General features: G+C 69.2%; 12 protein-coding genes and 1 other RNA gene. 7 read left to right on the top strand and 6 right to left on the bottom strand.

Annotated features, from left to right (window positions below; all coding sequences use genetic code 11):
• Nucleotide 1 precedes the first annotated feature (1 nt).
• The 6 genes from VNE60_01125 to VNE60_01100 all read left to right on the top strand — a co-directional run bounded on the left by VNE60_01125 (nucleotide 2) and on the right by VNE60_01100 (nucleotide 7109).
• Nucleotides 2–394, top strand: coding sequence for a hypothetical protein (locus tag VNE60_01125; protein HVB30107.1), 393 nt, complete (start codon nucleotides 2–4; stop codon nucleotides 392–394).
• The gene (gene purL, locus VNE60_01120; protein ID HVB30106.1) at nucleotides 391–2685 is read left to right on the top strand and encodes a phosphoribosylformylglycinamidine synthase subunit PurL; all 2295 of its coding nucleotides are present in this window, start codon (nucleotides 391–393) and stop codon (nucleotides 2683–2685) included. Before VNE60_01125 ends, purL begins: the two co-directional genes overlap by 4 nt.
• Before the next feature lie 4 nt (nucleotides 2686–2689).
• Entirely contained in the window at nucleotides 2690–4051 is a 1362-nt protein-coding gene (gene purF / locus VNE60_01115; GenBank protein HVB30105.1) for an amidophosphoribosyltransferase, read from the top strand.
• Between the two features lie 195 nt (nucleotides 4052–4246).
• Nucleotides 4247–5401 (top strand): glycosyltransferase family 4 protein, encoded by a 1155-nt coding sequence (locus VNE60_01110; GenBank protein HVB30104.1) that lies wholly within the window; start codon nucleotides 4247–4249, stop codon nucleotides 5399–5401.
• Complete coding sequence (locus VNE60_01105) at nucleotides 5398–6093, top strand: polysaccharide deacetylase family protein (GenBank protein ID HVB30103.1); 696 nt, start codon at nucleotides 5398–5400, stop codon at nucleotides 6091–6093. Before VNE60_01110 ends, VNE60_01105 begins: the two co-directional genes overlap by 4 nt.
• Complete coding sequence (locus tag VNE60_01100; protein HVB30102.1) at nucleotides 6090–7109, top strand: lysylphosphatidylglycerol synthase transmembrane domain-containing protein; 1020 nt, start codon at nucleotides 6090–6092, stop codon at nucleotides 7107–7109. The genes VNE60_01105 and VNE60_01100 overlap by 4 nt, the downstream gene beginning before the upstream one ends.
• Before the next feature lie 55 nt (nucleotides 7110–7164).
• On the opposite strand, the gene ssrA is transcribed toward VNE60_01100, so the two are convergent.
• The 4 genes from ssrA to dusB form a co-directional block, all read right to left on the bottom strand.
• Nucleotides 7165–7520: a transfer-messenger RNA gene (ssrA, locus tag VNE60_01095) on the bottom strand.
• 84 nt (nucleotides 7521–7604) lie between these two features.
• Entirely contained in the window at nucleotides 7605–9284 is a 1680-nt protein-coding gene (locus tag VNE60_01090) for a sensor domain-containing diguanylate cyclase (protein ID HVB30101.1), read from the bottom strand.
• 28 nt (nucleotides 9285–9312) lie between these two features.
• A complete protein-coding gene (larB, locus tag VNE60_01085) occupies nucleotides 9313–10062 on the bottom strand; it encodes a nickel pincer cofactor biosynthesis protein LarB (GenBank protein HVB30100.1) in 750 nt (249 codons plus the stop codon).
• On the bottom strand, nucleotides 10059–11090 hold the full coding sequence (dusB, locus tag VNE60_01080; protein HVB30099.1) for a tRNA dihydrouridine synthase DusB: 1032 nt from the start codon (nucleotides 11088–11090) through the stop codon (nucleotides 10059–10061). Before dusB ends, larB begins: the two co-directional genes overlap by 4 nt.
• 150 nt (nucleotides 11091–11240) lie before the next feature.
• Here dusB and VNE60_01075 point away from each other — a divergent pair, with 150 nt between their 5' ends.
• A complete protein-coding gene (locus tag VNE60_01075) occupies nucleotides 11241–11693 on the top strand; it encodes a PTS sugar transporter subunit IIA (protein HVB30098.1) in 453 nt (150 codons plus the stop codon).
• 24 nt (nucleotides 11694–11717) lie between these two features.
• Here VNE60_01075 and VNE60_01070 read toward each other — a convergent pair whose 3' ends face one another.
• Complete coding sequence (locus VNE60_01070) at nucleotides 11718–12461, bottom strand: hypothetical protein (GenBank protein ID HVB30097.1); 744 nt, start codon at nucleotides 12459–12461, stop codon at nucleotides 11718–11720.
• Between the two features lie 13 nt (nucleotides 12462–12474).
• On the bottom strand, nucleotides 12475–14019 hold the full coding sequence (guaA, locus tag VNE60_01065; protein ID HVB30096.1) for a glutamine-hydrolyzing GMP synthase: 1545 nt from the start codon (nucleotides 14017–14019) through the stop codon (nucleotides 12475–12477).
• Nucleotides 14020–14021: the final 2 nt, after the last annotated feature.

Here is a 14021-nt window from a genome sequence, read left to right as displayed (position 1 = left end):
TATGATCGGTCGCGCACTCTCGATGGTCGTGCTGGCAACGTCCCTCGCCGCCGCGCAGAGGACCGCGCCGCGCGCGATCGATCCCGGCATGAACCTGGCCCAGGTCACGCAACGGCTGGGGCGCCCCGCCGTGACGCGCACGGCGGGCGAGTACACCTATCTGTTCTACCCCAATTCGTGCGGCCGTCGCTGCGGCATGAACGACCTCGTCGTGCTCAGGAAGGACTCCGTGGTGGACGCGATCTTCCGCTCGCCGGAGCGCAAATACACCGGCACCAGCAGCTCACCGGTGGCCATCCCGCCGGATCGGGCCGACGCCATGGATCCTGTGCACAAGACTCCCCCGCCCCGCGGCGGCCGCGAACTTCTCGACCCTTCTTCCCACACCAAGTGACCGTCCAGCCCCGCCCCGGCGATCCCGCCATCACCCCGGCCCTCGTGGCCGAGCACGGGCTCACCGATGATGAGTATCGCCGCCTGATCGACATGCTCGGCCGCACGCCCACGTTCACCGAACTCGGCATCGTGAGCGCGCTCTGGAGCGAGCACTGCTCCTACAAGCACTCGCGCCCGCTCCTCCGGACGCTCCCGACAACGGCCGACTACGTGCTGCAGGGACCCGGCGAGAACGCCGGGGTGATCGCGATCGGCGATGGTCTCGCCGTGGCGTTCAAGATCGAGTCCCACAACCACCCGTCGGCGGTGGAGCCGTACCAGGGCGCGGCCACGGGCGTGGGTGGCATCCTGCGCGACGTGTTCACCATGGGCGCCCGGCCCATCGCGATGCTCAATTCGCTGCGGTTCGGCAGCCTCGACTCGGCACGCGTGCGCTACCTGTTCTCGGGCGTGGTCAAGGGCATCGGCGATTACGGCAACTGCGTGGGCGTGCCCACGGTGGCCGGCGAAGTGGTGTTCGACCCCGCCTACGACGGCAATCCGCTCGTCAACGCGATGTGCGTGGGACTGCTCAAGGAAACGGAGCTGATGCTCGCTGTGGCGCAGGGCGTGGGCAACCCGATCATCGCCGTGGGCGCGCGCACGGGCCGCGACGGCATCCACGGCGCGTCGTTCGCGTCGGAAGACCTGTCGGCGGCCACCGAAGCCAAGCGCCCGCGCGTCCAGGTGGGCGACCCGTTCACGGAGAAGCTGCTCCTCGAGGCAAGCCTCGAACTCATCCACAGCGGCCACATCGTGGCCATCCAGGACATGGGCGCGGCCGGACTCACCTCGTCATCCGCCGAGATGGCGGCGCGCGGCGACGTTGGCGTGACGATCGACGTCTCCAAAGTGCCGGTGCGCGAGCCCAACATGACTCCCTACGAGATCCTGCTCAGCGAGTCGCAGGAACGCATGCTCGTGGTGGCCATCCGCGGCCATGAGGACGCGGTGCGCGAGATCCTCGAGAAGTGGGACCTCACCGCCGCCGTCATCGGCGAGGTCATCGCCGAACCCGTGTATCGCGTGACCGAGGGCGACCGCGTGGTGGCGGAGTTCCCGGGCATCCGCCTCGTCACCGACTGCCCCACGTACACCCCCGACGCCGCGGAGAGTCCGGAGATCGTCGCCCTCCGCGCGCGCGATGTGGATGCGATTCCCGAGCGGGCCGAGGAGCGGGATCCGGCGTGGACGCTGCGCCAGTTGCTCTCCAGCCCCACCCTCGCCAGCAAGGAGTGGGTCTATCGCCAGTACGACTCCACGGTGCGCACCAACACCGTCGTCGGACCGGGCGGCGATGCGGCCGTGCTGCGCATTCGCGGCACCGACCGCGCCATCGCCGCCAAGACGGACTGCAACGGGCGGTACACCTACCTCGATCCCCGCCTCGGCGCCCGCATCGCGGTGGCCGAAGCCGCGCGCAACGTGGCCTGCACCGGCGCCCGCCCGATGGCCATCACCAACAATCTCAACTTCGGCAATCCGCGCCGCCCCGAGATCTACTTCCAGTTGCGCGAGGCCGTGGCCGGCATGGGTGAGGCGTGCCGCGCCCTGGGTACGCCGGTCACCGGCGGCAACGTGTCGCTGTACAACGAGAGCCCGCGCGGCGCCGTGTATCCCACGCCCGTCATCGGGATGATCGGCCTCATCGACGCCATGGACCACGTCACCCGGGCTTCGTTCCAGCACGCCGGCGACCACATCGTGTTGCTCGGCGAACCCACGGCCTCGATCGGCGCCAGCGAGTACCTGCAGCGGATCCACGGCGTCGTCGCCGGCGCGCCGCCGGCCTGCGACCTCGACGCCGAACGGGCGCTCGTCGCTGCGCTGCTCGACGCCATCCGCGCCGGCGCGGTGCGATCGGCCCACGATTGCAGCGACGGCGGGCTGGCCGTGGCCCTCGCCGAATGCACGATCATGGATCGCGGCCGGCCGATGGCGGCCCGGGTGGATCTCTCCCCGTGGAACGCCCTGCCCCTCCGCGCGTTGCTCTTCGGCGAGGCCCAGAGCCGCGTCGTGGTTTCCACCCCCGACGCCGAGCGCGTGCTCGCCGTTGCCCAGGCGCACGGCGTCCCCGCGCGCGACATCGGGTTCGTCCACGACGGCGTCCAACTCGAGATGATCGTCGACGACCGCGAGATCTGCATCGGCCTCGCCCAACTCGACGACGCGTACTTCGAGACCATTCCTCGCATCATGTCGCGGGCGGCCTCGGCCGTCTCCGATTCCCCGGTCACCACGGCGGTCTGATTCCATGTGCGGCATCTTCGGCATTCGCGGGCGTCCCGACGCGGCTCGACTCACCCAGCTCGGGCTCTATTCTCTCCAGCATCGCGGCCAGGAATCGGCGGGCGTGGTGGTGCTCGACGAGCACGACCACGGGCACGCCGTCCGGTCCATGGGCACGATCAACGAGGCCATGGGGAGAGAGATCGAGGCGCTGGAGGGGAACCTCGCGATCGGGCACACGCGCTACAGCACCGCCGGTTCGTCCACGATCGAGAACGCCCAGCCGATCTTCGTGCGCTCCCGGAGCGGCCACATCGCGCTCGCCCACAACGGCAACCTCGTGAACGCGGTGCAGATCCGGGCCGAGCTCGAAGCCACGGGGTCGATCTTCTCCACGAGCTCCGACTCCGAGGTGATCGTGCACCGGCTGGCCAAGTCTCGCGCCGGCTCTCCGGGTGAGCGCATGGCCGAGGCGCTCACGGGCGTGGAAGGCGCGTACAGCCTCGTGGCCGCGATCGGCGACACGCTGATCGCGGCCCGCGATCCGCGCGGCTGGCGCCCGCTCGTGATGGGGCGCCTTGACGGCGCCGTCGTGTTCGCCTCGGAGACCTGCGCGCTCGACATCGTGGGCGCGGCGGTCGAACGCGAAGTGGGCCCGGGCGAGATCATCGTCGTGAACGACGCCGGCGTGCAGTTCATCCAGGCGTTGGCTCCGCTGCCCCAGCGGCGCTGCGTGTTCGAGTACGTGTACTTCGCGCGGCCCGACAGCCGGGTGTTCGGCGGATCGGTGGACCGCGCCCGCCGCGCCCTGGGCCGGCAGCTCGCCAAGGAACATCCCGCTCCCACCGCCGATCTCGTGTTCAGCGTTCCCGATTCGTCGAACTCCGCCGCCCTCGGCTTTGCGGAAGAGAGCGGGCTGCCCTACGAACTGGCGCTCATTCGCAACCATTACGTGGGGCGCACCTTCATCCAGCCTACCCAGGCGGGCCGCGATGCCAAGGTGAAGGTCAAGTACAACCCCGTGCGCGAGGTGATCGAGGGAAAGAGCGTCGTGATGGTGGACGACTCGATCGTGAGGGGAACCACCACGCGCGGCCTCGTGGCGATGATCCGGGCCGCGGGCGCGCGCGAGGTGCATCTCCGCGTCAGCTCGGCGCCGATCACCGGCCCGTGCTACTACGGCATCGACACCCCCACGCGTAGTGAACTCATCGCCGCCAACATGTCGCAGGCCGAGATCGCCAAACACCTCGGCGTGGACTCGCTGGGCTACCTGTCGCGCGACGGGATGCTCGGCTCCGTGCCCGGGGGCCCGGACGGGTTCTGCGACGCGTGCTTCTCCGGCGACTATCCCACCGCGCCGCCGCTCGACGCCGCCCGCGACTAGGCCGGCGGGCGGGCCCCCTGAACGGGTCTGAAACGGGTCGCCCCCCCATCCGTCCTCTGACTACACGCGTGTATCCAGTTCCGCGGGCTGAACGGGCAGTTCCTACTCGCGGGTGGTCCCAAATGGTATATTCCAGGCTTCATGCCGTTCCTCACGCTTCCCGGCAGAACGCTCCGCGCCTCCCGGCATCCGTCAATGCCACAGCTGCCCGCCCTCCCCGAGCTTAGGGACGAGCGGACTTTTCGCATCGCTCTGGTCACGGAGTACTACTATCCCCACCTGGGCGGCGTCTGTGAGCACGTGCACTTCTTCGCCCGGGAAGCGCGGCGTCGAGGGCACCATGTGGACATCATCACCTCCCACATCCCCGGCGCCGAAGAGCAGCCGAATGTCATCCGCATCGGGCGCAGCCAGCCCGTGCAGGCCAACGGGTCCCAGGCCCGCATCACGCTGGGATGGGGCCTGCGCCGGCAGATGCGCCGCGTGCTCCGCGAAGGGCACTACGACATCGTCCACGTGCATTCGCCGCTCACGCCGGTGCTCCCGCTCCTCGCCATTGACGAGGCGGACTGCCCGGTGGTCGGCACGTTCCACACCTACTTCGACCGCTCCACCGGGTACGCGCTGTTCAATCGCTATTTCCAGCGGCGCCTGGACAAGCTGAGCGCCGCGATCGCCGTGTCGCATTCCACGACCGTCGCGCTCAACCGGTATTTCACCGCCAATTGGACGATCATTCCCAACGGCATCGACGTGGACGTGTTCAATCCGCACGCCCCGCGTCCGCCCGAAGTGCGCGCCGACGTGCCGTCGATCCTGTTTCTCGGTCGCTTCGACCCCCGCAACGGTCTCGACACGCTCATCGACGCCTTCCGGCGCGTGAAACGGCGCGGCTACCGTGCGCAGCTCGTCGTGGTCGGCGACGGCCCGTTGCGCGACCACTATTATGCGCTGGCCGGCGGCGACCCCGACATCACCTTCGTGGGCGCCGTCCTCGAAGGGCGCCCGAGCTACTACGCCAACTGCTCGATCTACGCCTGCCCCACCACCAAGGCGTCGTTCGGGATCACGCTGCTCGAGTCCATGGCCTGCGAGACGCCGATCGTCTGCTCCGACATCCTGGGCTTCCGCGACGTCGTGGAGAACGACCGCGAGGCGCTGATGGTCCCCTGCGGCGACCGCGATGCCCTGGCTGACGCCCTGGTGCGTCTCATCGACGACGAGACCCTCCGCGCCCGCCTCGGCAAGCGCGGACGCCAGGAAGCCCTGCAGTATGGGTGGGACCGAGTCACCGACCAGGTGCTCGACGTCTACCACGCCATTCTCGGACGCCTCGCCGTCGTCCCATGATGGTTCAGGCCGTGATCGGCGGGGCCGCGGCCGCGGCTGGAATCGCCGCTCACGGAGCGTTCTATCGCAACAGCGCCGTCTTCGGCACCGCCCTCGGCCGGCTCCCCACGCGCGAGCGCGTGGTCGCGCTGACCTTCGACGACGGCCCCAATCCCGACGCTACGCCGCCGATCCTCGACGCGCTCGCGGACGCGGGCATCCACGCCACGTTCTTCATCCTCGGCCGGCACGCCGAGCGCTGGCCCCAGCTGGTCCGACGCGTGCACGCCGAGGGCCATGCAATCGGCAACCACGGCTTCTACCATCGCAAGCTGCACTTCAAGAGTCCGGCCTACGTGCGCGATGATCTAGCGCGGGGCGCCGACGCCATCGCCCATGCCTGCGGCGCCCGGCCGGCGCTGTTCCGCGCGCCGCACGGATTCCGCAGCCCGTGGGTCAATCGCATCGCGCGTTCGATGGGCGAGCGCGTCGTCGGCTGGTCGCTCGGCGTGTGGGATTCCGATCGCCCGGGCGCGGACGTGATCGCCCGGCGCACGGTGGACGGCGCCAGGCCGGGCTCGATCCTCCTGCTGCACGACGGCGACGGCTACGACCCGTCGGGCGACCGGCGGCAGACCGCCGAGGCCGTGCCCGCCGTGCTCGCGACGCTCACCGCCCGCGGCTATCGCTTCGTCACGGTCCCCGTGGCATGAAGCGACAGTTCGTCCGCGTGATGCGCGTGTCCATGTGGGTGGCCGTGCTCGCATTCCTGATCCTGTTCGCACGGCGGGTCCAGTGGGCCGAAACCTGGCAAGCATTCCGATCGGCCTCGCCCAGCCTGCTGCTCGCGGCCGCCCTCGTCAACCTGGTGTCGCTGGCCCTCAAGGGCGTGCGCTGGTGGATCTTCCTGCGCCCCGTGGGCGCCGACTCCCTGTGGCTGGCCATGCGGGCCACGTTCGCCGGCGCCGGGCTCAACAACGTGCTGGTGGCCAATGGCGGCGAGGCCGCGCGAGTGATCTTCGTGTCGCGCGCCACGCGGGTGCCCAGCGCGAAGATCCTGGCCACGTTCGCGCTCGAGCGGCTGTTCGAGCTCAGCGGATACGTCCTCATGCTGGTGCTCGGGATCTGGCTCCTGCCGCTCCCCGATCATATCTCGGCGCTTCGCCCGTTCGCGATCACCGCGCTCGCGACGCTCGGATTCTTCGTGCTCTTCCTGCTCAGCCGCGAGAAGACCGAGGAGCCCGTGACCGATGCCACCGACTGGCACGGCAAGCTGCGGGCCTACTCCCGCCGGTTCACGCACACGCTGGCCAGCGTATCCACCGTGCCGCGGTTCACCGCTGCGATGCTGCTCTCCGTGGGCGCCTGGGGGCTGCAGATCGCCACGTATCAGATGACGGCGCGAGCGGTGCACTTCCCGATCACGTTCACCGGCACCGTGGCAGCCGTGCTCGCTGTGAACGTGGGGTTCCTGTTCCGGTTGACGCCGGGCAACGTGGGCGTGTTCCAGGTGGTGTACGCGCTGACGGCCTCAGCGCTCGGGTTCGACCCCAACGCCGCCGTGGCCGTCGCGTTCCTGATCCAGGCCCAGCAGATCCTTCCGGTCACGGCAATCGGCGTGGCCCTGGCCCCGGAGTTCATCCGGCGGCGCAAGCACCCGGCTTCCAGCGGCGGCGAAAGCTTGCCCCCCCTGGATTCCCCGCTGCCTTCCCCCGCCGACACGAAGTGACTGCGCAGTGGCCAAACGCGGACGGGCCGGCTGGAGAGCCGGCCCGTCCGTTCGAGCATGGAGGCGCGGGGAATCGAACCCCGGTCCGAGAATAGATCCACCACAGCGTCTACGTGCGTAGTCCACCGATTGATGTTTCCGACGGCTGGCCGGTGGACCGCCCACCGCCGGATGAGCCCTCTAGAATCTCGTCAGCGTGCCGAGGACGTACCCGCTGACCATCCCGGATTTGCGATACTCCGGAAGCCGCCCCGGGAGGGCTTCCTCAGGAGCACTCGGCATAACCGAAGTTACGCAGCGAGGGCCAAGTTGGTGTTGGCAGTTAAAAGTTTCCCGAGTGTTTTACCAGGAGCCCGAGGACCTGGGCACGCGGCCACAGCTTCACTTACCCCGTCGAAGCCTGTCGCCCCCCTACACCTGCAAAGCTAAGTCATGCCGCTACCGGCGAGAAGCCCGTATCTAAACCATAACTTTACGTCATACGCTCTAAATATATCACACAGTTGGCGATATGCCAACTGCCCTGACGCAGTTTCTGCCCGCCTCCTTGGCCTCGTAGAGCGACCGGTCGGCCGCCCGGAACAGCCCTTCACGCAGCGCTACGGCGTCGGGATAGGACGCCACGCCGAACGATAGCGTGACCGGGATCTCCTCCCCTTTGAACTTGATCGGCTTGGCACCCACGGCGTGCCGCAGCCTATCGGCCAGGTCTGCCGCCCCGGCCACCGAGGTCTGAGGGAGCAGGATGGCGATCTCCTCCCCGCCATACCGGGCGCAGACGTCCACGTTCCGCACCCCCTCGGTGAGCTTCCTGGCCACCCGGCGCAGGACCTCGTCTCCCGCCTCGTGCCCCCAGGTGTCGTTGATCCGCTTGAAATGATCGATATCGGCCAGGATCAGGGCCAGGGGCTGCCCGAAGCGGTCGGTCTCGTTGAGCAGCCGCTTCAGGTGTTCGTCGAATGCCCGACGGTTCACCAGACCGGTGAGGGCGTCGGTGCTGGCCCGCTTGGTCACCTCGTCGATCTCCCAGACGATCTCCAGCGAGCCCGCCGCCACGGCGCCCAGCACGCCCAGGTTGCGCACCTCGTCCTGGGTGATGCGGCCCGACTCGAGGGAGGCCACGACGATCGCCCCGATCACGCGATCGTCGCGCGACAGGGGAACGATGCCCAGCGAGCCCTTGTGCCACCCATGATCGCCGGCGGTGAACAGCGACACACCCGCATCCATCCGCTCGGTGTCTTCGACGAACAGGGTCAGCCCGTTGTGGCACGCATTGGCCACGAGCGTGCCGGGGTCGAGGGCGAACGGGGCGCTCTGCCGGAATCCCGGGGTGGTATGGCGGACGGCGCCCTTCTCCTTTTCGGGCCTCCACCGGACCAGGGCGGCCGCGCTCGCCGACGACACCTCGAGGGCGGTCTCGCAGATCGAGGCGGCCAGCGAATCGTGGGTCTTGTTGGTCTGGATCTGGCGCACGGCGGCGAGCAGGGCGCGGCTCTGGCGCATCTGGCGCGCGTACTCCCGCCGCGCCTCGCTCAGCGACAGCACCCGCACCACCTGGCTCGCGTAGCGTGGCAGCCACTGCTTCACCCGCTGCCTCGAGATGGCCATCCCGCCGGCATGGCCAACCGTGAGCACGCCTGCGAGGAGCGTGTCCTCGAGCACCGGAGCCGCCGCGAACTTCGGCGGCGTGATCTCGTCGTCCGCGCTATCCATGACCACCATGCGCCCTTCGGCCGCCCACCGCGCGAGCGGGCCCCACTCCTCCTTCAGAAAATGCTGGGGGCGGCTGCTGCCGGAGGTGGACCACGCGGCGGGCGTCAGCCGGTCCCGGGATTCATCCCATCGCCAGAGCACGGCCTCTTCGGCGCCGCAGGCATCGCGGATGTCCACCAGCTGCTCCACCAGGTGCGCGGCGTCGGCCACGAATTCCTGCTCGTCGTGGCTCGCCTCCACCCCGCTCCGGAGATCCGAGATGGGCGCGGTGGGCGACGTCTGGCGGCGGTGGCGGGCCGCCGCGTTGAGCAGCGATCCCACCTGCATGGGCGCGACCGGAGGAGCGGGCGGCTCCGACGAACTCCGCACGGACCTGCGGCGGCCGCGCGCGTACTGCGTGGCGCTCAGTGCGAGCGCCACGCCAGCCCCAGCCAGCGCGATCCATTCCGCAGTCGTCATGTCCGGACCGGACAGAAGAAGGACGAATTCAGTCGTGGGTGATCCGGCTGGCCGCCACGGCCGCGCCGAACCCGTTGTCGATGTTAACTACCGTCACGCCCGCTGCACAGCTGTTGAGCATAGTTAGAAGGGGCGCGATGCCGCCGAACGCCGCTCCGTACCCGATGCTCGTCGGGACGGCGATCACCGGACCGCTCACCATGCCGCCCACCACGGACGGCAGCGCGCCGTCCATCCCGGCGACGACGATGATGACCGCGGCCGAGAGCAGCTCGTCGCGCCGGGCAAGCAGACGGTGCAACCCCGCCACGCCCACGTCGGTGACGCGGACCACGGCGTTCCCGAGGGCCGCCGCCGTCACGGCTGCTTCTTCGGCCACCGGGAGGTCGCTCGTGCCCGCGGTCACGATGCAGACCGGGCCGCGTCCCGCGGGCGGCGGTTCGTTGCCGGCCAGGTAGGCCGTTCGCGCCACCGGGTGGCAGACGAGCGACGGGAACCGCCGGGTGAGCGCTTCGGCGGCGTCGGCGCTCACCCGCGTCACCAGCAGCCCGTCGCCGTGGCTGGCGATCCGCTCGGCGATCTCGACGATCTGTTCCGGCGTCTTGCCGGCTCCGAAGATCACCTCGGGGTAGCCCTGCCGCAGGGAGCGGTGGTGGTCGATGGTGGTGTGTCCGAGACTCTCGAACGGCTCGAACGAAAGCGCGTCGATGACCTGGTCCACATCGAGCGTGCCGTCCGCGACCCGGGCGAGCAGATCCCGGACACGCTCGCGTCTCATGCGCCGACGCTCTCCATCGACTCCGGATCCGGCGCTGAATCGACGATCAGTCCGCGTTCGCGGGCCAACAGGTACTCGGCGAAGATGCCCTCGACCTCGTGGAGCGACGTGACCGCATGGAGCGCGCGTCGCAGATCGGCCGATCCGGGCAGCCCGCGCACGTACCAGCCCAGGTGTTTGCGGAACTCGATGGCGGCGCCGCGCCGGTCGGGCTCGTAGTCCGCGGCCATGCGCGCGTGCTCCGCTGCCACGCGGAACCGGGCCTCCACCGACGGCGCCGGACGCATCGGGCGCCCGTCGAGCAGGTCGCGCGCCTGGTCGAAGATCCACGGCTGCCCGAACGAGCCGCGCGCGATCATGACGCCGGCGCATCCCGTCTGGTGGTGCATGCGCGCCGCGTCGTCGGCCGTCTTGATGTCGCCATTGCCGAGCACCGGAATGTCCAGCGCCTCGACCACCGCGGCGATCTCGTCCCAGTGCGCGGCGCCGGAGTACATCTGCGTCCGGGTGCGCGGATGGATGGCGAGCACGCGGGCCCCGGCGTCCTGGCACCGCAGCGCGATCTCCACCGGGTTGCGCATCTCCTCGTTCCAGCCGCTGCGGATCTTGCAGGTCACCGGCAGGTGCGTGCTGGCTGCCACCGCGCGGATCACCGCCTCGACCAGGCTCAGGTCCTTGAGGCACCCGGAACCGCCGTTGCGCCGCACGACCTTCTTGACCGGGCATCCGAAGTTGATGTCCACGAAGTCGGGCTGGAACACGTCGGTCACGAGCCCGGCGGCCTCGGCCATCGCGGCCGGATCGGCGCCGAAGATCTGGACGCCGATGGGGCGCTCGTCAGGGCCGAATCGCAGCTTGTTGATGGTGGCGGGGTTCTCGCGCCGGATCCCTTCGGCGGACAGGAATTCCGTGACCACGACGTCCGCGCCAAACCGCCGGCAGAGGCGCCGGAAGGGCGATTCCGAGACCCCGGCCATGGGGGCCAGGTACAGGGGAACGGAGGCGCGGAGCGGGAACGGGAAGGGCATCCGAAGCAAGCTAACGGCGGCCGGAAAAGCCTGCAACGCCACAATTTGACACGACTTGGCCGACTTCGTTAACTTCGCCAGTTCACGTCTTGCGTCAACAATCGGCGCCACCAGGCGCCGCGGCATCTACATGTTTGGGGATGGGATTCGATGGAACTGCGCGAATTTTTCAGCGAAGACGCGGTCAAGCTCGAGATCGAGGGCACGACGAAGGACGATGTCCTCAAGGAGCTGATCGGTTTGCTCAAGCTCGACGAGAAGTCCGAGGGCATGCTGTTCAAGATGCTCAAGCGGCGCGAGAACCTGGGGTCCACCGGCATCGGACGCGGGATCGCCATTCCGCACTGCCGGTCGCTGGTGGTCAGCAAGCTCCGCGTGGCGTTCGGCCGCAAGAAGGGCGGCGTCGACTTCAAGGCGATCGACGAGAAGCCGGTGAACTTCTTCTTCCTGATCGTCGCACCGCCGCTCGAGGTGTCCAATCAGTACCTGCCCGTGCTCGGCAAGATCGCGCAGTTCAGCAAGGAGCCCGACGTGCCGGGCCGCCTGCTCGAACTCACCGAGCCCAAGCAGTTCCTCGCGCTGTTGGAAGAGAAAGGCGTCTAGACTGGGCGGCGTCCCGCGGAACGCCTAGAGCAGGATCCACAGGGTCACGCCAACGGCGGCGACGAGCAGCAGCGCGTAGGCCACGCCCACCAGCGTCGTCCTCCACGTGGCGGTCCGCGAGGTCACGCGGTACGTCGTCTGCACGCCCGCGTGCAGATTCCAGGTGGTGTACACCAGTCCGCCCAGCGACGCGAAGAAGCTGAGGAACGACGAGCCCAACGCGCTCACCACCGCGAGCGCGGAGAGCACCAGGAAGAGCGCGGCGTGCGATTCCACCGCGTACGTCCAGTGACCGGCGTAGCCGGGCAGCTCGCGCCGGAAAGCGAGGTGCATGAGCCCGGCGAACGCGGGGATCAGCACCAGGAATGCGATCGGCACGGCCAGGCCGAGGGCATACGTGAACCGCTGGGGATCGCAGAGCAGCTGCTCGACGGCGTGCAGGAGCCAGAACTCGGCCGGCGAGGCGGGCGCGGCGGCCGGTTGATCCGCGGCGAGTCCGAGCAACGGGCCCAGTGCTGAGTCCAGACCGCCGTCGCCCCCGGGCGCCGTCGCGCAGGACTTGGCAGCGGCGTCGTTCGTGGGCCGATGCGACAGCACCGTGGTGAGGACGAAGAATGCGGCCGCGCACGACACCAGCAACGTGGTGAGCGGCACGTAGCGCTGGCTCCGGCCATCCAACCGGGACCGGGTGAGCGCCCCGGGATGCGCCACCAGCGCGCGCAGGGTGGCGACAAGGCGGGGCCGGCCGGCCGCCTCCGCCGCGCTCATCGCCCCCGCCCTCTCACTCCCATTCGATGGTGGCCGGCGGCTTGGAGCTGACGTCGTACGTCACGCGATTCACGCCGCGCACTTCGTTGATGATGCGGTTGGAGATGCGCCCCATCACGTCGTGCGGGAAGGGAAACCAGTCGGCGGTCATCCCGTCGGTGCTGGTTACGGCGCGCAGCGCCACCACGTTCTCGTAGGTACGGAAGTCGCCCATCACGCCCACGCTGCGAATGGGCAGCAGCACGGCGAATGCCTGCCAGATCTCGTCGTAGAGTCCCGCGGCGCGGATCTCTTCCAGGTAGATCGTATCGGCTTTGCGCAGGACCTCGAGCGCCGGGTCGGTGACGGCGCCGAGCACGCGGATGGCGAGGCCGGGCCCGGGGAACGGGTGACGCCCCACCATCTCCTCCGGCAGCCCGAGCTCGCGGCCCACATTGCGCACCTCGTCCTTGAACAGTTCGCGCAGCGGCTCGATGAGCTTGAATTTCATGTCGGGCCGGAGCCCGCCCACGTTGTGGTGGGTCTTGATCGTGACCGACGCACCGCCGGTGGGCGACGACGACTCGATGACGTCCGGGTACAGCGTGCCCTGGACCAGGAATTCGGCGCCGCGCGCGCTGGCCTCGGTGGCGTCCTCGAACACGTCGATGAACGTGTGTCCGATGATCGTCCGCTTGCGCTCGGGGTCTTCCACGTCGCGGAGGGCGTCGAGGAACCGGCGGGCCGCGTCGACGGTCACGAGCTGGATGCCGAGGTGGGCGCGGAAGGTGCGCTCCACCTGGTCGCGCTCGTGCGCGCGGAGCAGGCCGGTATCCACGAAGACGCAGGTGAGCTGGTCCCCGATGGCGCGATGCACCAGCGTCGCGGCGACGGCGGAATCGACGCCGCCCGAGAGCCCGCAGATGACGCGCTTGTCGCCCACGAGCGCCCGGATCTTCGCCACTTCCTCGTCGATGAACGCGCCCGGCGTCCACGACGGATCAGCATGGCACACCTGGAACAGGAAGTTGGCGATGATCTCGGTGCCACGGGTGGTGTGAGCCACCTCGGGGTGAAACTGGACGCCGAACAGCGGCCGCGTCTCGTGCCGATAGGCGGCGATCGGCGAGTTGGACGTGTGGGCAATGGCCCGGAACCCGACCGGCAGCGTGCGGACCTGATCGCCGTGGCTCATCCAGGCGGCGAAGGATTCGTCGGGAGCGAAACCCCGGAACAGGGTGTCGTCGGCCGACACCGACACTTCGGCCCGGCCGTACTCGCGGTGGGCGGCGCGGGAGACGTCGCCCCCCAACCGGTGGACGATCAGGTTCATGCCGTAGCAGACGCCGAGCACGGGGGCGATGTCGAGCACGGCGGGGTCCACCGTCGGCGCTCCCTCGTCGTACACCGAGTTGGGGCCGCCGCTGAGGATGATCCCCGTGGGGCGCCAGTCGCGGATCCACTGCACGCTGCGCGTGGGCGGGTGAATCTCCGAATAGACGCGGGCCTCGCGCACGCGGCGCGCGATGAGTTGCGTGTATTGCGACCCGTAATCGATGATCAGGATGCGAGAGGGCACGG

It is taken from the genome of Gemmatimonadaceae bacterium (assembly GCA_035533755.1).
Classification (GTDB): Bacteria; Gemmatimonadota; Gemmatimonadetes; order Gemmatimonadales; family Gemmatimonadaceae; genus JAGWRI01.
Note: the sequence above shows the minus strand (reverse complement) of the source record. Positions and strands in the feature narration are given on the sequence as shown.